Genomic DNA, 19,018 nt, shown 5'->3' with positions numbered 1-19,018 from the left:
TTCGCTTGACTCAAATGAAAGTGCGCCTAGCATAAATTTTTGTTAATTCCTGCTCCTACGGACTTCGTGCTATGGATTTTGCTTCTCTCGTGGCTCAGCTCAATGCTGGGACGATCCTTCCAGAAGTGATCGTGATCACTACCATCATGGTCGTCATTGTGGGCGACTTAATTGTAGGGCGACAAAATTCCTCAAAATGGACACCCTATTTTGCGATCGGCGGGCTGCTGACGGCGGTAGGGTCATTGTTCACGCTTTGGGATAGCCCCACCCCGATCGGGTTTCTGGGTGAATTTAATAGCGATGACTTGAGCATCGTGCTTCGGGGGATCGTTGCGCTCTCGGCAGCCGTCACGATTCTGATGTCAGTGCGCTATGTCGAGCAGTCGGGAACCGCACTGGCTGAATTCCTCACGATTCTGCTTACGGCTACGCTAGGCGGAATGTTCCTCTGTGGCTCGGATGAATTGGTTTCGGTGTATGTCTCGCTAGAAACGCTCAGTATCTCGTCTTATTTATTGACGGGCTACACCAAACGCGATCCGCGATCGAACGAAGCCGCGCTGAAATATCTCTTGATCGGCGCATCGAGTTCGGCGATTTTTCTCTACGGGGCATCCCTGCTGTACGGGCTGTCGGGTGGTGAAACTCAACTCTTGGCGATCGCCCAAAAAATCTCAGTTGCAGGATTAGACCAGTCGATCGGGCTGGTAATTGCGCTGGTGTTTGCTATTGCGGGCATTGCCTTCAAAATTGCAGCCGTTCCATTCCACCAGTGGACACCAGATGTGTATGAGGGTTCGCCAACTCCGGTGGTTGCGTTCCTGTCAGTCGGATCAAAAGCAGCTGGATTCGGTTTGGCGATTCGCTTGCTGGTGACGGCGTTCCCCCAAGTCACGGATCAGTGGCATTTGGTGATGACGACGCTAGCGATTTTGAGCATGGTGCTTGGAAACGTGGTCGCTCTGGCGCAAACCAGCATGAAGCGACTGCTGGCGTATTCGTCGATCGGTCAAGCAGGCTTTGTGATGATCGGGTTAGTCATCGGCTCAGATGCTGGTTATGCCAGTATGCTGTTCTATCTGATGATTTATCTGTTTATGAACTTGGGTGCGTTCACCTGCATCATCCTGTTCACGCTACGGACTGGAACCGACCAAATCAGCGAATATTCGGGCTTGTATCAGAAAGACCCGCTGCTGACTTTGGCGTTGAGCGTGTGTCTGCTTTCGCTCGGTGGCATTCCTCCCTTGGCAGGCTTCTTCGGGAAGCTGTATTTATTCTGGGCAGGTTGGCAAGCGGGAGCTTATACGCTGGTGATTTTGGGCTTGGTGACGAGCGTGATCTCAATTTACTACTACATCCGAGTGGTGAAGATGATGGTCGTGAAAGAGCCGCAGGAAATGTCGGAAGTGGTCAAAAACTATCCGCCGATCGTCTGGAATCTGCCTGGGCTGCGTCCGCTGCAAATCGGTTTGATTCTGACCCTGATTGCGACTTCGATCGCTGGGATTCTCTCGAATCCTCTGTTTACGCTGGCAAATGATTCGGTAGTAAAATCACCGCTCTTGCAGCAAGCAGAAGTGAAGAGCCAACCGATCGCGGCACAGCCCCGTCAAGAGACGGCTGAACTACCTCAAGCTAAAATTCGCGGCTAGGCTTAGGCGAAATTTAGAAAGCCGGCTGATTGAAGTCAGTCGGCTTTTTTGCTGCAAAGTAGATTTTATGCCAAATCTCTCGATCCTTGAGACGCGCCCCAGATTCAGGCTTGCTGATTCAGTGGGAATTGCAGGATGAATTTCGTAAGACGATCGCCGCTCTCAACCCAGATGATTCCACCCAGTCGAGCGACTAATTTCTTGACTAAGGATAGACCCAATCCTGTGCCGCCATGCTTCCACGGATCATGTTTGGGAATCCGATAGAACTTATCGAAGATGCGATCGTGCTCTATTGCAGGAATTTCGATCCCTGAATTGCTCACTTCAAGCAGGAAAGCAGTATTGAGATTGTCTGTTTCTAAGCGGGCTGCGATCGTAATGGTCTCGCTGGGGGGCGTATATTTGAAGGCATTGTGCAGTAACTCGGTCAGGATTCGTTCTAGACACACCGGATCTGTTGTGAAGAGGGGCAGATCATCGGGAATTGAGAGCTTTAGGTGTTGCTCTTGATCGGCGGTGTGTTGAAGAAAGGGGACAGCAACCTGATTAACCCAAGATTTGAACTGAATCGACGTGAGGTTCAAGGGTTCTGCGCCAGAATCAATTCGAGTCAAATCTAGTAGGTCATTGATCAGACTAATCTCTCGTTCACATTCCGTCTGTAGAATTTGAAAGTAGCGGCTAATCGAATTCGTTTGTGAGTTCAGCAAGCCCAACGGGCGCAAACGGATATCGAGCATTTGAATCGCCATCTTCATGCTAGAAATTGGTGTTCGCAGTTCATGAGAGACCGTACTGAGAAAATCATCCTTCAGGCGGTTCAGCCGAGCGAGTTCTTCTACCTGTACCTGAACCGCCCGATAGAGGCGTGACTGGCGTAGCGCGATCGCGCATTGATTGGCAACTTGTTGAACTAATCGGACTTCTTGCTCGTTAAACTCTGCTTCACAAGGCTTAAACAGCCAAAGATCACCTAATACTCCTTGGTCATCCATCAAGGGACAGGCAAGCACAACCAGAAACCGCTGATCGGGTCGCACTGAATCAGACGTAATATCGCAAAACTGGCTCACTTGTCCCTGTAGCAGACGTTGGAAAACTCCAGCATGAGGACTGTTTGAGAGTGACATGGTTGGTTCTTGAGCGGGTGCAAGGACGTGACTGACCTCGTAAACAATGGTTGAGGTTGTCTGATCTGCGCTGTAAATGCCCGTGTCACAGCAAAGCGTTCCTAACCCTTGTGCTAGTTCTCGCACTGCCGATCGTAGAATCTCTTGTTCATCTAAACTATCCCGCACTTTATCGGTAATGCGTTTTAGAAGCGCTTCAAACTCTAAGGCTTGCTGAAGTTGAGCCGTTCGTTGCTGAACCAACTCCTCAAGCTTTGCATTGAGTTCCAATAATTCGGTTTGTTTTCGCTCCAATTCGATTTGAGATTGCTGCAACAAAGCATTTGTCTGCTTTTGAGCACAGATTGCTACTTCTGCATCTTTTTTTGCCTGGAGCAGTTCATCCTCGTATCGATTTCGCTGGTGCATCAGGACGCAAACACAATCATTTACAGTCATATCCGCATGTTCCCGACGCACTGCATTGATCAAGATAGGAAGCGCATCTCCCTGTTTAGACTTCATGGAGATGTAGACTTCCTCTACCTTGCCGTGCAGCTTGAGCAGCGGGAAGAAATGGGTTTGATAGAAAATGCGACTAGCGATCGGCAAAATGACTTCTATCTGCTGTCCTCGTAGTTCGTCTAGCTCATAGCCGAGTAAGTGCAGCAGCGTCGCATTAACTGCCACAATTCTACTATCTTCGGTGAACGTGAGAAAGCCACAGGGTGCAATATTCAGCGCTCCATCCAAGGGGTAACTGGCTCCTAATGTCACACAATCAGATTGCATAGATCGCATAGTTAGATAGTTAGTTAGATTACATAGGTTGTTGCTAGATAGTCTTTAATCAGATCAAGGCTTTCCTGCGGGTGGCTCATATGCGGGCAATGCCCTGTCGCTTGCATGATTCGGAGTTCACTTCTATGCAAATAGCGGTGCACATACTGACCAACCTCAATCGGCGCGATCGCGTCTTCTGAACACTGTAGGATGAGGGATGGAATGCTCACTTTCAGCAAATCGCGGCGATTATCAGAAAAGAAGGTGACTTCAGCAAAACGGTGAGCAATCACGGGATCGGTTGAACAAAAACTGGTTTCAAGCTCATTAATAAGCTCAGGGCGCTCCTTATTTTGCATGATCATTGGAGCCAGAAAATTAGCCCAGCCGATGTAATTTTTCTCCATTAGGTCTAGGAGTCCCTCGATATCTGATCGATCGAATCCTCCCAAGTAATCGGGCAAGTCATTGATGTAGCAAGGAGAGGGGCAAACAAGAATCAGGCGGCTGAAGTATTGAGGCGCTTGAATCGATGCCAATATACCAATGATGCTGCTCACCGAATGCCCGACGAAAATCACATCAGTTAGATTTAGTGCCTCACAGATTTCAAGCACATCTTCAACATAGCCATTGAGGTTGCTGTAGCGCTCAATGTTGTAAGCATTCAAATCAGATTTTCCAGAGCCGACATAATCGAATAAGACTAGCTTATGAGCGTTCTCAAGGTCTGGTGTTACAAATCGCCACATATTCTGATCACACCCAAACCCATGAGCAAACAGCATTGGCTGGTCACCCTGCCCATGTATCGTTACATGATTGCGCGTAAGAATTGTTGAAGCCACATGAATCGTCCTAACACTTTGTCACCTTATCGTACTCATCTCAGGCTTTGTGTATAAAAAACGATTTAAAGCTTAACTAAACGGAAAATATTGACCATATCATCGCCGCTCTAACGGAGGGTATTGAGTAAGAAACGACACTAGTTAGACAGGAATTAAAAATCCATAGCAATTATTCTCTATGGAGCATTTGAGGTGAGCATTTGAATAGTTAGCCTCGAATGGTTAACACAGGGAGCGGTTTGAATTCGTGAAGTCTATCTACCGCAAGACACGCCAAATCATTTCTTTAATCTATTCTTAATGTACACTTTACCCTGTGAACTCGAATTTTAGGTTCGCAGCTTGCAAGCAAGAGGACAGACTCCGTACACAACAGACTACACCGCTTATTGCCCAAGATTCATTAACTCCAATGAATCCTGGTGAGCATGACGAGCAAAGCTTGAACGAGATGTTGCAGGAATTGCGAGTCTTGCAACAGGGAAGTCAGATATTGACTGGATTCCTCATCTTACTTCCGTTTAGTGAGGGATTTTCTAAGATTGCATCGTTTGAGAAGTGGGTCTATATTGTTGCGTTTATTGGCGCGATCGCGAGTCTAGTTTGCTTCAGCGCACCAGCCGCGCAGCATCGAATTCGACGACCTCTGAGGCATCGGGGGCGATTTAAGCGACTGTCGAGTCGGATCATTGTCGTAGGGACGATCGCGCTCTCGATCTCGCTGATTTCAACGACGCAATTGGTGATGAATGAAGTAGTTGGACAACCTTGGTCAACTGTTGCCACTGCCACCATCGGATTTTTAATTGGCATAATTTGGTGGCTGATGCCTCTCACTCATAAAGTGAAGAAGTCACATTAGTCAAAAACATAGGAGCTTTTATATCGCACGAAAATTCAAGCAAATTACAACTAATTTAACCCTGAGACTGATTCTGTACTAAGACAGGAATTGCACCATTGAGCTTGCACCAAATCAAGTCGGGGTTCATTTTTATGTTTATACCACCTGGATTTGGAACACGATCGCTCAAGACTTCGCTTGGTCAGATCGTGTACTACACTGCCGAAGAAAAGCTTTGGAGCCAAAACTCTGCTTCAGAACCATTGGTATTTCTCCATGCACTAGGCGGAGGTTCCTCGGCTTATGAATGGTCAAAGGTCTATCCAGCGTTTGTTGCTGACTATCGAGTTTTAGCACCAGATTTGATCGGGTGGGGGCGATCGGCGCATCCCGCTCGCAACTATCGCGTTGAGGACTATGTACAAACGATCGTCGAATTTATCAAGCAAACGTGCGATGCTCCAACTACAGTGATTGCGTCAGGACTGACCGCAGCCTTTACGGTTCGAGCCGCAGTGGAACATCCCAAATTATTTAAGTCGCTGATTCTTGTAACTGCGGCGGGATTGAATGACTTTGGACATAACTATAGTGAGAATCTGTTTGCTCAAATCATCAAAATTCCGATTCTTGATCGTTTCTTCTACAGCGCTGGAGTGGCAACTGAAGCAGGAATTCGGGGATTTTTAGAGCAACGGCAATTTGCGAACCGCGATCGCGTCTATCCCGAAATTGTTCAAGCTTACTTGCAATCTGCACAACAGCCGAACGCAGAATATGCAGCCCTTGCCTTTGTGCGCGGCGACTTAAGCTTTGATTTAGCGCAATACATTTCCAAGCTCACCACACCAACTGCTTTACTTTGGGGACAGAAGACCGAATATACCAATCCAGAGTTGGGGGAGCGATTTGCTCAGCTCAATCCGACTGCAATCCGTAGTTCTGAGACGCTTGAAGAAGGTCGGCTCACGCCGCATCTTGAACTGCCGGCGGTTGCGATCGGACTAATTCGGAAGTATCTAACACTGCTCAATTCATCAGGAGAACAGCAAATGACTCATCACATCGAAACCACTGATTTAGATTCAACCCTTCATCTGCTCCAACAAGATCTCAGTGCGGCTGATCCTGCGGTTGCCATTGCGTTGATTGAGCGCTGGGAAATGCAGCTTCAAGATACTCCTATATTTGGAAAGCTGAGTGAACTGAAGCAAGCCATTCTAGAATCACGCACAACCACGATCGCGGCACTGCTTGAAGAATTAGGTCAAGCAACCTGTGCAACTGTTGCTCAGGATCAAGGGGCTGCAAAAGTTGATCAGTTGGGACAGATGCTCACCCAAGCAGGTCGATCGCTGCACAATGAGTTGCCAACACCCTAACCTACAAAGATTTTGAAGGAGAACTTTAATCATGCAATCGAGTGAACGAATCTATCGCGACCAAGCCCAACAGGATGATTTCTTTGATGCAGATCTTACGGATGCTCGCTTAAAAGTCAATCCTCAAGCTGCTCATGCTTCATTCCACGCCAAAAGCAGCGAGAGTTTAGCAACTCGCTTTATGCAAAGCTTACAGCAGGCAGAAGCGACGAAAACAGTCGCTTCCTTAGTAGAATTGTTTGCCGAGAATGCAGACTTAAGCAATCTGGCAATGCACGAACCAATTCGGGGAAAAGAAGCAATTCGGCAGTTTTGGCAGAACTATCTATCCGTGTTCGAGCAAATCCGCTCTCACTTTACGCATACCAGCGAAGGCAGTGGGACGATCGCGCTAGAGTGGACTTCTGAAGGCACATTATCTTCTGGTGAACCGATTCGCTATCGAGGTGTGAGCATCCTCGAAACTCAAGCCGGACAAGTGCAGCATTTTCGGACGTACTATGATTCTGCTGCTTTTCTGCCACAGGGTGCAAAAGCATAAGACTGAATTTGGATTGTTAGTGTTCAACGCATAGCGTCGTCTGATGCGATCGCTATGCGTTGATTGCTTCATTACATCTATTTGGCACTGGTTACACTAACATTACTATCGTAAGTATTTCCCTGTTTGTAGACGCGATCGAAAGCAACTGGATCATTCAGCAAGTGTGCGCGTAAAAACCAAGCACTCCATCGAGCGATCGTCGTGTTCGACTGAGTTTGAGTTAGGGTGGGTCGGCTTGGATCACGGGGATTATCTTCATTGGTAATGCCATAGTGATTCGCTCCCTTAACTACAATCAGGGCTTTCGGCAGAGTTTGAATTTGCCGGTAAGTTTTTTGGGTTTCGTCTAGGGTAGACACACCATCTAGACTGCCAGCAATTAAAGCTGTCGGAATGTTTTGGTTCGCGATCATTGGAAAGGTGCCTGTGATCGGGGGCGTTCGGAAATTGGTGCCGTAAAAGATTCCTGCTTTTAGCGCTGGTGGTCGAGTAAAGCTACCCGTGCAAACGCCTGGAAAGCACCGATTTTGGATTGCGCCTAGTCCAACATACCCCCCAAACGAATGTCCTAATAGTCCTAGCCTAGTGATGTCTACTCGGTTAGCAAGGCGGGATTTAGGATTGGCATTTTCGGCAATCATTTGTTTCAGCACATCGTTAACTTGCTGTTGTTCAGATGCTAGTCCGCTTATCGTTTGTCCATTTGGAGCCGTCAGCGATCGCGTATGATTGGGAACCACAACAATGAATCCATAGCGGGCAACTTCAGTGGCGAAGGTTGAGTACGCTGATTTATCAACTAATGCGCCTTGCAGGAGTAACACGATTGGAAATTTCTTAGGGGTTGCAGGGGTACTAGGAACGTAAATATCTGCTGGATCTGGGGTTTGTTTAGAAGCTTGGAGAGCGATCGTGATAGTGCTGCGCTCTACTTGTTGAAACAGAGGAACCGGATCAGGCGCAACAGCTTTGGGAAAGGGTACAGCAGAGGCTTGCTTTGGATTAAACGGCATATTTGTGAGCAGACAGGCACAAGTCAAAGCAGCGCAAATAGACTCTCTCATAACTTTTGCTCCTAAGTAAGACCAGGTGTTTCTCTAGTTTGATAAAATTCCTCAATAAATTCCACTGATGCTCATCTAAGCAGCATCTGGCATAGATACAACCTCTCGGAAGTGTTAGCTTAACCGATCGTGACTGAAGAAGGTCACTCCCACTGCTTACCCCTGGTTAACCTCTTCGAGCATCTGTTGTAGTTGTTGCTCAGTTAGCAGACCCATAACTACCAGCTTGGCAATTGGCATATCTTCGTAGAAGCGCCTCATTGAATCAGCGGCGGCTGCATCCTCCGACATCTTTGCCCGGACGAACAATCGATTGTGAATCGGTTGCAGCATCTGTCTTATCGCCGGAGTGCTCATCCATTCCCCAAGGGAAGTGAGACGGTCATATTGGTGGGGTCGCGATCGAGTGGATGTGAGAGCCACGGTTATCTGGAGGCGGATGTCACGCGAGGATGCGCCAATCAGGATGTCGAATTCTCCACTATCTGTCACCCACGCTTTAACGTCAGGATCGTAGTAAGCAAAGGCACGCGGACTTAACTGCAACTCAACTTTCTTTTCTTCTCCCGGTTGAAGTAACACCTTCTCAAATGCTTTGAGTTCCTTGTACGGACGACATAAGCGCGGCTGTTTCGGATGCACATAGAGTTGCAAAACCTCCTGACCCGCCCGCAAACCTGTGTTCTTTACCTTGAGAGATACGGTAAGCGTATCGGTATCCTTAAAGGTCGGCTGGTTTACCTCTAGCTCCGAGTAGCTGAATGTGGTGTACGACAAACCGTGACCGAAGGGAAACAACGGCTCGATATCGCGAGCATCGTACCATCGATAACCAATGAACAGTCCTTCTGTATAGATAGCTTGCCGTCCCTGACCCGGAAAACTGAGATACGAGGGAGTATCAGCAAGCTTGATCGGGAATGTTTCCGACAGCTTACCTGAAGGGTTAACCCGTCCTAACAAAACATCCGCCACGGCTGCGCCACCCGCCTGACCGCCCAACCACCCTTCGATAATTGCAGATACCCGCGACACCCACGGCATGGTGACTGCTGCACCGTTCGTCAGCACGATCGCAACATTCGGTTGAACATCGCACACTGCCTCAATTAACTCATTGTGCGCCTGGGGTAAATCAATGTGTTCGCGATCGTATCCTTCACTCTCGAAGGACGGTGGTAGTCCGACGAAGACAACAGCAACTTTCGCTGCTTTAGCAACAGCTTGTGCTTCCCTCAAGAGCACAGAGTCGGATTGCTGGTCTTCAGTGTAGCCATCAGCGTAAGCGATCGCCTCTCGGCTTCCTATCAGACGAATTAACTCGTCGTGGGCGTTCTCTACTTTAGTGGGTACGACTTGCGAACTGCCTGATCCCTGATATCGGGGCGACTTTGCAAAGCGTCCGATTAGCGCAACTGAAGACAGTACCTCACCTGCAAGCGGCAATAAATTACGATCGTTCTTGAGCAGGACAATACTCTCTCCAGCGGCTCGGCGGGCAAGCGCATGGTGTTCCTCAGAATCAAAAGTCATGGCGGACTTACGAGCAGTATTCACCTTAAGGATAGCTTCTAGTAGCTCGCTTACAATCTCGTTGAGCTGTTCTTCAGGCAGCTGACTTGACTTCACTGCCGCAACGATCGCGCCCACGCTTGAACCTCCACCGGGCATCTGGAGATGAAGCCCCGCTTTGATACTCGCAACCCGGTCGTTGACTGCACACCAATCCGATATCACGATTCCTTTGTAGCCCCACTCCTTCCTGAGAATGTCCTGCAAGAGGTACGAGTTCTCGGAGGCGTAGGTACCGTTGACCTGATTGTAGGCTGCCATCAGCGACCAAGGATTCGCATGAGTAATTGCGATCTCAAAGGGGGTGAGATAAACCTCGCGTAACGTCCGTTCATCAACCAGACTGTTGGAGTACATACGCCCCGTTTCTTGCTCGTTTGCTACAAAGTGCTTGAGCGAAGTGCCGATTCCTTGCTCTTGTACTCCATTGATTGTTGCTGCTGCCATCAAACCACTGAGAACGGGATCTTCGGAAAAATACTCGAAGTTGCGTCCGCCCAATGGAGAGCGCTTGAGGTTGGCACCCGGCCCCAGTAACACTTGGACATCGTGCGTTTGGGCTTCGATCGCAATCGCCTTGCCAACCTCATAAGCTAGGGCAGGATTCCATGAGGATGCGATCGCGGACTCAGTAGGAAAGGCTGTTGCTGGTAAGCTACTACCGATTCCCACTTCTGTTGAACTAGGCGATTTACGTAGTCCGGTCGGGCCATCAGAAAGCCAGATCGGAGAAATATTGAGGCGCTCAATGGGTACTGTTGTCCACAAGTCCTGTCCGACAGTCAACGCCGCCTTTTCTTCCAAAGTCATGCTCTCTAGCAAGGTTTCAAGTTGGGACATGGTACACATTCTTCTAAAAGTAAACAAAACAGAACATTGCCAAAGCTTCTTGAAGACATTTTCTGTTCATATTGAAGTTTTAAAGCGACTAACCCAAAAGCTCCATAGAACATTCATAACATCTATTAGGGATGAGCGAAGAAGATTGTAAACCTGACGATATCCTTATTCCAGGGGCAAGGTTAGCAGGGAATCAGTTATTGTTTGAAATTAATGCGATCGCAACAGTTCCCAACACCCTGATACTTAGGAGTAAACCATGTCGCTTCCTCTAATTTTGCAACCTGGTGAAGGACGATCGGTACAAATTCGCACGAGCACTTGTACATTCAAAGCAACAGGCAAAGAAACTCACGGGCATTTTGGCTTGTTTGAGTTTGTGATGGAACCCGGAGCGAATGGTGCTAGCCCTCACATTCACAAAGAATTGACTGAGATGTTTTATGTTGTAGAAGGTGAGGTAGAACTGGTTTTAGGTGAGCGCCGAGTGGTTGCTGAGCCGAAAACCTTCATTCTTGTCCCGGAAAACACTCCTCACGGATTTTCTAATGCTGGGCAGACCCAAGCAACATTGCTGATTATGTTTTGTCCTGCTGATTCACGTGAGCAGTATTTTGAGGGATTAGCTGATTTGACAAAAGACGGAAGGCAACCTAGCCAAGCGGAACTACTCGACTTAATGCAACGGTTTGATCAATACCCAGTTCCTGAGAATACATAAGCTTCAAATCGAGAGAAAATTTAAGTCTGAAAGGCTGTTCAAAATAAAGTAGAAGACCCGTCGAACTGACGTTACTTTCCGTTTAGCTGCAATGCATTTAGCTGCAATACATTTAGCTAAATGTTCAGTCTATGTACAATTGAAACGTTTTTCAACAGTTGTTTGTGTTGAATTAAACAATGATGCAGCGTGTTTAACCAAAATATGCCTGCCCTAAAGCAGATGTTAGACTCGCTTTAGTTCCATAAGATCGCACAGTTCAACTGTTAAGGGTGGTGTCGTTTGACTCAACTCCGTGAAGACGAACCTTCATCAATGGCTCCACTCAGACGAGTGTTGCAAGGTTTAAAGGCGCATCGATTTGTGGCGATCGGTGCTGTTTTAAGTCTGCTGCTGTTAACTGCTGCAACTGCTATCACTCCCCAAATTTTTCGTTGGGGCATTGACCAAGGCATTGCGGCAAAGAACTTCACCGTGGTGTGGGAAAGCGCAGCCTTGATGGTGATTGCCGCGATCGCACGGGGATTGTTCAACTTTGGGCAAACCTTCTGGTCGGAAGCGACCTCGCAAGGTGTGGCGTATGATCTACGCAATCAATTGTTTACCAAGATTGAGACGCTGAGTTTTAGCTACCACGATCGCAGTCAAACTTCACAGTTAATCACTCGTGCAACTAGCGACATTGAGCAGATCCGAGTGTTGATCGGAACAAGCTTAATTCAAGTGATTGGAGCCGTGATTACGCTGGTCACGATCGCCACAATTCTGCTGGTGATGAACTGGCAGTTAGCACTGATTACACTAATCGTTGTGCCGATCGCAGCTTGGCTATTAACGCGATTCTTCAGTCGGAATGGCAGTGTGTTTCAGCGAGTACAACAGCAACTCGGTGATCTAAATGCTGTTTTGCAAGAGAATCTCCTCGGTGTGCGCGTGGTGAAAGCGTTTGTCCGAGAATCACAGGAGAAAGCGCGTTACACTGCACTAAACAATGAATTGATTGCTATCAGCATGAAGACGCTGTATGCAATTCGGAATACGTTTCCGTTGATTTTCCTGTTGAGCAATTTGATTACCGTTGCGGTTGTTGGATATGGTGGCGCACAGGTGATCAATCGACAATTTTCCATTGGTGAACTGGTTGCGTTTAATTCATATTTGCTGTTCATTCTTCAACCAATTTTGCTGATTGGATTTGCTGCACCTGCGATCGCTCAAGCAGCAGCTTCGGCACAACGAGTGTATGAAGTTCTTGATGCTGAAATTGAAATTCGCGATCGACCCAATGCGATTCCGTTTGTGAAATGTGGCGGCAGAATTACGTTTGAAAATGTCTCATTTCGCTATCCCGGCGCAACGACTGAAGCCCTGAGAGGCGTTTCCTTTGAAACGAAGCCGAATGAACTAATCGCAATTCTTGGCATGACCGGATCAGGCAAAAGTACGATCGTCAATCTACTGCCGCGATTTTATGACCCGACTAGAGGTGCCGTCAGAATCGATGGGCATGATGTGCGAGAGTTCAGCTTGACGAGTTTACGATCGCGCATTGGGATTGTGTTTCAAGAAACAACCTTGTTCGCTGGTACGCTGCGAGAAAACATTGCTTATGCCAAATCGGATGCGTCTTTATCAGAGATCGTCGAGGCTGCAAAAACCGCGCAGATTCATGATTTTATTGCAGGACTACCGGATGGATACGACACGATCGTTGGAGAGCGGGGTGTCGGACTATCCGGCGGACAGCGCCAACGGATTGCGATCGCTCGAACATTGTTAACCGACTATCGCATTTTGATCCTCGATGATAGTACCTCAGCCGTTGATGCTAAAACCGCTGCAGAAATTCAAACGGCACTCGATCGATTGATGGAGCAAAAAACTTGTACTGCATTTGTGATTGCCCAACGGATTACCACGGTGCGAAATGCCGATCGAATTTTGCTGATGGATCAAGGTGTGTTAGTCGCACAGGGAACGCACGAAGAACTAATGCGGACTAGCCCGCTCTACAGCGCAATTTTGGAATCTCAGGTGAAACGGTCATGAACAGTCCTTTAGCAACCACCGAAAAGTCAACCCGCCAGGTGTCAACATTAAGGCGGTTTTTGAACTATGCTCAGCCGTATCGTAAACAAGTTCCGATCGCATTGCTGTGTGTGTTAATCGGAGCCGCATCACAGGCAGTTGGGCCGTTTTTTATTGGATGGTCGATCGACCACTTGATCACACAAGGGAATCTTCAGGGCTTATTACTCGCTCTACTGGTACTGACACTGATTTACTTTATTGGTGTCCAAGCAATTCGTGAGCAGATTGTCCGAGTCGGTTGGATTGTGCAGCACGTCCTCGCGCAACTCCGAGAAGACATTTTCGTGAAGGTGCAAAGTCTACCGTTGAGCTACTTCGATCGTAGCGAAGCTGGAGATTTGATGAGTCGATTGTTGAATGATGTTAGCACTGTGAATCAAGCTTTCGGTCAAACCGTAGCGCAAATGCTCGGTAACTTATTTAGCTTGGTTGGCATCATCATTGCAATGTTATTGATCAATCTGCAATTGGGGCTAGTCAGTAACTTTGTTGTGCCGTTGATGATTCTAACTACAGCAGTCTTTTCACGTTGGGCACGATCGCGCTTTCGAGTCACCCGAAAAACGATCGGAGAACTATCTACTAAACTCGAAGAAGACATTAGCAGTGTGCGCGAAGCTCAAGCGTTTAATCGTGTGCAACTAAACATTGATGAATTCGTCCATCTCAATGCTGCAAATCGCGATGCGAACATTCAAGCGGTCGCAATCACCGCAGCCTTTTTACCGTCGATCGACTTTCTCAATACCTTAGCAACCGCAGGTGTACTGGCATACGGTGGCTATTTAGCGGTGAGCGGACAAGCAACAGTCGGGGTTGTGACTGCGTTCTTGATTTATGTTCAACAATTCTTCAGACCGATTCAGATTCTGAGTCAGTTTTACACCCAGGCTCAATCCGCGATCGCCGGACTCGAACGAATTTTTAGCTTACTCGATGAACCCTCACAGCTTAATGATGCTCCTGATGCGATCGAGATGCCGCCCATGCAGGGTGAAGTGCGATTTGAGAATGTTTCTTTTGGCTATACCGCAAATCAGCGCGTCTTAAATCAAGTCAATCTGCTGGCTAAACCGGGCCAAACGATCGCGCTTGTCGGTGCAACTGGAGCAGGAAAAAGCACCATCATTAACTTAATTCTTCGCTTTTACGATGTGACTGGTGGAACAGTAATGGTTGATGGCATTGATGTCAGAACTGTGACTCAAGCTAGTCTGCGTCGCCAAATTGGGATTGTTTTACAAGACACGATTTTGTTTAGCGGAACTGTTGCCGAAAATATTGCGTTTGGTCGTCCCACTGCAACTCAAGCCGAGATTGAAGCCGCCGCTCAGATTGCAAACGTGCACGAACTGATTACCACGCTGCCACAAGGATATTCAACCTATTTAGGGGAACGGGGAGCAATGCTGAGTCAAGGGCAGCGTCAGTTGATTAGTATTGCGAGAGCAGTGTTGATTCAGCCGCGAATTTTGATCCTGGATGAAGCAACGAGCAGCGTTGATACGCGCACCGAAGCACTGGTGCAGGACGCGATCGCACGACTCCTTCAAAATCGCACAAGTTTTGTGATTGCTCATCGCCTCAGTACGGTGACTCAAGCGGATCAGGTGCTAGTGGTACAAGGCGGACAGATTGTGGAAAACGGAACGCACTCGGAACTGCTGGCACAACAAGGAATTTACGCTAATCTTTATGCACTGCAACTTGGCTCAACCACTCCCACACCGACCGCTCCATAATAGTGAACGAATGTCCAACTTACGGTTAATGTACAGTACAGGTAGAGAGTTCAGAAATGCGGATGAAAGGACTTGAACCTTCACTTCTTGCGAAACCAGAACCTAAATCTGGCGCGTCTACCAATTCCGCCACATCCGCTTGCGATATTTATCATAACAGGAGAAAGGAGAATTGACTCATCCTTTCTCCCGATATTCGAGTTAAGGCATACTGCCGAGGCTGAGCGGAATAAGATTGCCCTCGATCGTAAGCCCAAGCAGAATTTGATCTCCAGAATGTATCGGTTTGCCAGTCAGGGCGCAGCGATCGTCGGTTTGGGCGGTGGCGGAGAGGGTGGCGCGAATATCGGCGGGAGAGAGTTCTGGGGTGTAGCTGCCCGATCGCTGTTGGACGTAATTCCACAAAATTTCGCGAATGAGCGCTTGATAGCCTTGGTTGCCAGAAAGTGCTTTAAGCTGCTCCTTCAACTCACGTTCTAAACGGATGCTCGTCACTTCCATTTCCGTTGTGCTGGTGCGAGTTAAGGTGTGCATGATGGTCTCCTTACATAAGTGTGGACAGGTTTATAATACAAGTGTAGTATGTGGTTTCGTCAACGGTGAAATCTTTCGGATCATTTGAGAATTGCATCGATGCGGTCGGACTGAATTTTTCCCTGAGCCGTTCGCGGAATTTGAGCAACTTTGATCCAGTGCTTCGGCTGTTTGAAGGCGGTGAGGCGCGATCGTAGAGCGGCTTTGAGTTGGTCGATCGTAATGGCTTCATCACTTGGAACGAAAATTGCCGTGACGCTTTGCCCCCAAATCGGGTCAGGTGTGCCTAAAACATAAATATCCTGGACGAGGTTTGTGGATCGAACTGCCGCTTCAACTTCAATCGGGAAAATATTTTCGCCGCCACTGATGATTTTGTTGCCGTCTCGTCCGAGCAGGTGCAAAAAGCCGCAATCGTCAAAATACCCCAAGTCATCGGGAGCGAATTTCGGCTCGGTGAGCAAATTCGGGTAGTAACCGAGCATTAAGGACTTGGCTTGAATGCTGAGCTTTTGATCGACGATCGTGATTTCAGCATGAGGCAGAACGCGCCCACAGCCTTGAATTCCACTAAGAAAATCGGCAGGTTTGAGGGTGGCAATTTGCGAAGCCGTTTCGGTCATGCCGTAGGTGGGTGCGATCGGAAAGTTCTGCGATCGGGCTTGTTGCAGCAAATCTGACCACGCAGGCGCACCCCCTAGCAAAATTGTTTTGAATCTCGCTAACCAGTCCCAGTAAGGCATCAATTGCTGAAGCTGGGTCGGAACGAGTGAGATAAAAAAGTCTTGTGGGTCGAATTGAGTCTCTAGCGTTTTCCAGGATTGAGTAATGAATGTGCCACCTGTGAGGAACGATCGCATAAATTGCATCAGTCCGCTCACATGATAAAGCGGCAGGACACAAAGGGAGTTAATCGATTCAATCTCAAAATATTGACGAAATCCTTGCACCGATGCGCTGAGCGTATCCCATGTGTGCATTGCAAATCGGATTTTGCCTGAAGTGCCACCTGTTGGAATCATGATGAGTGTTTTCATCGCCAATTTTTGCCGACTGAAATCAAAGTCCCCCACAAGTGGGGGATTTAGGGGGCTTTCCAGGGTCTCTGCAACCTCCGAAGTTCCCCAAAACAAGCTCGGTTTAACCAACTCTAAAACCTGCTGCCACTCCGTCTCACCCCAATCTGGATTACACAAAAACACTTGACACGGAACCGAGCAAGCCGCAACAAACCCCGCAAGAAACTGCACCGGATCGCGATCGCACAATAAAATCACTGGCTTCTCAATCTCCAGCAATTCCCAATACCGCAGTCGAGCCAATTCCACTAATCTCTCAACATCCGCAAAACGGAATGATTCTAATCGACTGAGAGGCTGTTCCATAGCTCCTCAAAGTTCTCACTGTTCAATTCATTAAACCAATGTGCCGTACCGTATCCCACGGCTCGATTGCTCAGTTCTGCTGCAAGCTGCAATCCCATCTGTCGCCCGATCGCCGTCTCAAAAACAGTCGAAAACACAGTATCAATTTGGTGCTTCTGACAAAATTGACGAAGCTGTGACGGAAATCCAGCGATCGCAGGCTTAATCACAAAGATTCCATGCCAGCCGCGATCGTAGCAATCTCGAAGCTGTCCAAGCGTTGCAACCGATTCATCTAATGCAATTTGAGTTCGATATTGCTGACTTAATTTCAACATAATCTCAAAATCATTTTCTCGCATTGGCTGCTCTATAAATTCGATACTGCTATAGTCATCACAAAACTCTAGCCATTGGCGTAATTCAGATTCATTCAATCCCATGTTGGCATCGAGTCTCAACGCTGTATCTTTTGGTAATTGACTGAGTAATGATGCGATCGTTGTAATTTCTGTTTCAATCGGCGCGATCGCAATCTTCAATTTAAACGTTCGATACGCCTGGTTCCAAAGTGTTTTCCAATCTTCCACCTGAGAAAGTAATCCACTGTGTTGAAGCACTTTCCCACCTTCAAAGTCCCCCACTCGTGGGGGATTTAGGGGGCTTCCCAACGCCATCAACGCAGCCGATTCAAACCCAAATTGACAAGCAGGAAGAGGAATCTCTCGAATCCAATTCAAATCGATCGCGCTTGGTGCATTCCGACAAAGCGCGATCGCATCCTCGATCGACTCCGAGCCAAACCACTCCAAGGGCGCAATCTCCCCAAACCCAACTTGCCCCGCTGCATCTTCCAATCGAATCAGAATTCCCTCTCGTACCGTCCAAACTCCATGATGCGTTTTCAACGGCTGACGGAATCGCCGACGATACGGGCGAAACTCAAACTTCATCACGGAAGCAGAAATCCTAATCCAAACAGCAAGCCGTACCAAAAATGCAATTCAACCGCAATCAATCGACAACGCAACAGTTTATGCGGGTGATCATAGTGAGCTTTAATCACTTGACATAAACGTTTTGCAACTGGAAAGCTCAGTAACGACAGCAGCGTCCAGAACGGAAACACTTTCAAAATTACAAACAAAATCGTCAATGCGTAAAAACTGCCACAAATCCAAGGCAAAAGTTCCGCCGATCGCTTTGCACCCAAGCGCACAACCGGAGATTTTTTACCGATCTCGGCATCATCTTTCACCTGATTAAAATGCGAACAAAACAGCACCAAACTCGTCGCGGTTCCCACGCCGATTGATGCCGCAAAATTCACAGTTGACCAAGCTTTCGTTTGACTGTAATAAGCTGCCGCAAATGCCAAAGGGCCAAACGCCACGAAGCACAACGGTTCACCCAAACCTTTGTAGCTCAATCGAAAGGGTGGGCCTTGATAGACATAGCCGATCGCACAACACAGCAGAATCAATCCAATCACTGTAAAATCTTGCTGCAACAGCGCGATCGACAAAATCCCCGAAAGCCCAGCCACCAAGCAAGCGTTGGCAATCCAAAAGACGAGCGGCTTATTTCCGGTCAAGTTAACGACCGAATTCGCTTTATTCACATCGACCCCAGTTTCCGAGTCGAACACATCATTACTCAGATTTTCCCAAGCCAGGATCAAGATCGCAGACACCAAAAATACGAAGAAAATTGCTGGATTGAGCGATCGAGTTTTAGCAAACGCTACCGCAGACCCAACCCAAATCGGCATAACTGCCACACTATACATGGGTGGCTTAATCGCGGCATACCATAATTTCTTTTTAGCAGGCTCCACCGATCGCAGGGTCATCCACTTGCTCCTAACTACAGCCAATGCTTGTAATAACGCACTTTTTTCAGTGTCTCACTCGGGT

The 19,018-nt window shown here is 47.9% G+C and carries 14 protein-coding genes, 1 tRNA gene and 1 pseudogene; 7 read left to right on the top strand and 9 right to left on the bottom strand.

Annotated elements, in window-relative coordinates:
* Nucleotides 1-71 precede the first annotated feature (71 nt).
* The gene (locus NC980_RS17440; RefSeq protein ID WP_190376460.1) at nucleotides 72-1,658 is read left to right on the top strand and encodes an NAD(P)H-quinone oxidoreductase subunit N; all 1,587 of its coding nucleotides are present in this window, start codon (nucleotides 72-74) and stop codon (nucleotides 1,656-1,658) included.
* Between the two features lie 104 nt (nucleotides 1,659-1,762).
* Here NC980_RS17440 and NC980_RS17435 read toward each other — a convergent pair whose 3' ends face one another.
* On the bottom strand, nucleotides 1,763-3,562 hold the full coding sequence (locus NC980_RS17435) for an ATP-binding protein (RefSeq protein ID WP_190376459.1): 1,800 nt from the start codon (nucleotides 3,560-3,562) through the stop codon (nucleotides 1,763-1,765).
* Between the two features lie 23 nt (nucleotides 3,563-3,585).
* Nucleotides 3,586-4,401 (bottom strand): alpha/beta fold hydrolase, encoded by an 816-nt coding sequence (locus NC980_RS17430; RefSeq protein ID WP_190376458.1) that lies wholly within the window; start codon nucleotides 4,399-4,401, stop codon nucleotides 3,586-3,588.
* Between the two features lie 415 nt (nucleotides 4,402-4,816).
* Here NC980_RS17430 and NC980_RS17425 point away from each other — a divergent pair, with 415 nt between their 5' ends.
* From NC980_RS17425 to NC980_RS17415, 3 genes and pseudogenes are all read left to right on the top strand, one after another.
* Nucleotides 4,817-5,266, top strand: a complete 450-nt coding sequence (locus NC980_RS17425; protein ID WP_190376457.1) for a DUF6328 family protein — start codon at nucleotides 4,817-4,819, stop codon at nucleotides 5,264-5,266.
* A gap of 134 nt (nucleotides 5,267-5,400) precedes the next feature.
* A pseudogene (locus tag NC980_RS17420) lies at nucleotides 5,401-6,282 on the top strand (alpha/beta hydrolase); the annotation flags it as partial.
* Nucleotides 6,283-6,661: 379 nt separating this feature from the next.
* Nucleotides 6,662-7,171, top strand: coding sequence for a nuclear transport factor 2 family protein (locus tag NC980_RS17415; protein WP_199298478.1), 510 nt, complete (start codon nucleotides 6,662-6,664; stop codon nucleotides 7,169-7,171).
* Nucleotides 7,172-7,248: 77 nt separating this feature from the next.
* Here the strand turns inward: NC980_RS17415 and NC980_RS17410 are convergent, their stop codons facing one another.
* Both NC980_RS17410 and NC980_RS17405 read right to left on the bottom strand, forming a co-directional pair.
* Nucleotides 7,249-8,238 (bottom strand): chlorophyllase, encoded by a 990-nt coding sequence (locus NC980_RS17410; RefSeq protein WP_199298477.1) that lies wholly within the window; start codon nucleotides 8,236-8,238, stop codon nucleotides 7,249-7,251.
* Nucleotides 8,239-8,394: 156 nt separating this feature from the next.
* Nucleotides 8,395-10,650 (bottom strand): glycoside hydrolase family 3 C-terminal domain-containing protein, encoded by a 2,256-nt coding sequence (locus tag NC980_RS17405; RefSeq protein WP_199298476.1) that lies wholly within the window; start codon nucleotides 10,648-10,650, stop codon nucleotides 8,395-8,397.
* Between the two features lie 259 nt (nucleotides 10,651-10,909).
* Here NC980_RS17405 and NC980_RS17400 point away from each other — a divergent pair, with 259 nt between their 5' ends.
* The 3 genes from NC980_RS17400 (at nucleotide 10,910) to NC980_RS17390 (ending at nucleotide 15,204) form a co-directional block, all read left to right on the top strand.
* On the top strand, nucleotides 10,910-11,371 hold the full coding sequence (locus NC980_RS17400) for a cupin domain-containing protein (RefSeq protein ID WP_190376454.1): 462 nt from the start codon (nucleotides 10,910-10,912) through the stop codon (nucleotides 11,369-11,371).
* Nucleotides 11,372-11,686: 315 nt separating this feature from the next.
* Nucleotides 11,687-13,420: an ABC transporter ATP-binding protein gene (locus tag NC980_RS17395; RefSeq protein ID WP_190376503.1), complete on the top strand. Its 1,734-nt coding sequence runs from the start codon at nucleotides 11,687-11,689 to the stop codon at nucleotides 13,418-13,420.
* Complete coding sequence (locus NC980_RS17390) at nucleotides 13,417-15,204, top strand: ABC transporter ATP-binding protein (protein ID WP_190376453.1); 1,788 nt, start codon at nucleotides 13,417-13,419, stop codon at nucleotides 15,202-15,204. The genes NC980_RS17395 and NC980_RS17390 overlap by 4 nt, the downstream gene beginning before the upstream one ends.
* A gap of 57 nt (nucleotides 15,205-15,261) precedes the next feature.
* Here NC980_RS17390 and NC980_RS17385 read toward each other — a convergent pair.
* The 5 genes from NC980_RS17385 to menA form a co-directional block, all read right to left on the bottom strand.
* Nucleotides 15,262-15,343, bottom strand: a tRNA-Leu gene (locus tag NC980_RS17385).
* Between the two features lie 62 nt (nucleotides 15,344-15,405).
* Nucleotides 15,406-15,738, bottom strand: coding sequence for a hypothetical protein (locus NC980_RS17380; protein WP_190376452.1), 333 nt, complete (start codon nucleotides 15,736-15,738; stop codon nucleotides 15,406-15,408).
* Nucleotides 15,739-15,818: 80 nt separating this feature from the next.
* Nucleotides 15,819-17,123 carry a 2-succinylbenzoate--CoA ligase gene (locus tag NC980_RS17375; RefSeq protein WP_190376451.1) on the bottom strand — a complete coding sequence of 435 codons (1,305 nt, stop codon included), beginning with the start codon at nucleotides 17,121-17,123 and terminating at the stop codon, nucleotides 15,819-15,821.
* A complete protein-coding gene (locus NC980_RS17370) occupies nucleotides 17,099-18,055 on the bottom strand; it encodes an o-succinylbenzoate synthase (protein ID WP_190376450.1) in 957 nt (318 codons plus the stop codon). Before NC980_RS17370 ends, NC980_RS17375 begins: the two co-directional genes overlap by 25 nt.
* Nucleotides 18,055-18,954 carry a 2-carboxy-1,4-naphthoquinone phytyltransferase gene (menA, locus tag NC980_RS17365; RefSeq protein WP_190376449.1) on the bottom strand — a complete coding sequence of 300 codons (900 nt, stop codon included), beginning with the start codon at nucleotides 18,952-18,954 and terminating at the stop codon, nucleotides 18,055-18,057. The genes NC980_RS17370 and menA overlap by 1 nt, the downstream gene beginning before the upstream one ends.
* Nucleotides 18,955-19,018 lie beyond the last annotated feature (64 nt).

The organism is Leptolyngbya sp. AS-A5 (assembly GCF_039962495.1).
Taxonomy (GTDB): Bacteria; Cyanobacteriota; Cyanobacteriia; order Leptolyngbyales; family Leptolyngbyaceae; genus Leptolyngbya.
This window is presented reverse-complemented; position numbering and strand designations above follow the sequence as displayed.

What these genes read in the sequence shown, in the direction of transcription:
- NC980_RS17390 (WP_190376453.1), top strand. Translation starts at nt 13,417, where the DNA reads ATGAACAGTCCTTTAGCAACCACCGAAAAGTCAACCCGCCAGGTGTCA.
- NC980_RS17425 (WP_190376457.1), top strand. Translation starts at nt 4,817, where the DNA reads ATGAATCCTGGTGAGCATGACGAGCAAAGCTTGAACGAGATGTTGCAG.
- NC980_RS17400 (WP_190376454.1), top strand. Translation starts at nt 10,910, where the DNA reads ATGTCGCTTCCTCTAATTTTGCAACCTGGTGAAGGACGATCGGTACAA.
- NC980_RS17415 (WP_199298478.1), top strand. Translation starts at nt 6,662, where the DNA reads ATGCAATCGAGTGAACGAATCTATCGCGACCAAGCCCAACAGGATGAT.
- NC980_RS17405 (WP_199298476.1), bottom strand. Translation starts at nt 10,650, where the DNA reads ATGTCCCAACTTGAAACCTTGCTAGAGAGCATGACTTTGGAAGAAAAG.
- NC980_RS17380 (WP_190376452.1), bottom strand. Translation starts at nt 15,738, where the DNA reads ATGCACACCTTAACTCGCACCAGCACAACGGAAATGGAAGTGACGAGC.
- menA (WP_190376449.1), bottom strand. Translation starts at nt 18,954, where the DNA reads ATGACCCTGCGATCGGTGGAGCCTGCTAAAAAGAAATTATGGTATGCC.
- NC980_RS17395 (WP_190376503.1), top strand. Translation starts at nt 11,687, where the DNA reads ATGGCTCCACTCAGACGAGTGTTGCAAGGTTTAAAGGCGCATCGATTT.
- NC980_RS17375 (WP_190376451.1), bottom strand. Translation starts at nt 17,123, where the DNA reads ATGGAACAGCCTCTCAGTCGATTAGAATCATTCCGTTTTGCGGATGTT.
- NC980_RS17370 (WP_190376450.1), bottom strand. Translation starts at nt 18,055, where the DNA reads ATGAAGTTTGAGTTTCGCCCGTATCGTCGGCGATTCCGTCAGCCGTTG.
- NC980_RS17410 (WP_199298477.1), bottom strand. Translation starts at nt 8,238, where the DNA reads ATGAGAGAGTCTATTTGCGCTGCTTTGACTTGTGCCTGTCTGCTCACA.
- NC980_RS17440 (WP_190376460.1), top strand. Translation starts at nt 72, where the DNA reads ATGGATTTTGCTTCTCTCGTGGCTCAGCTCAATGCTGGGACGATCCTT.
- NC980_RS17435 (WP_190376459.1), bottom strand. Translation starts at nt 3,562, where the DNA reads ATGCAATCTGATTGTGTGACATTAGGAGCCAGTTACCCCTTGGATGGA.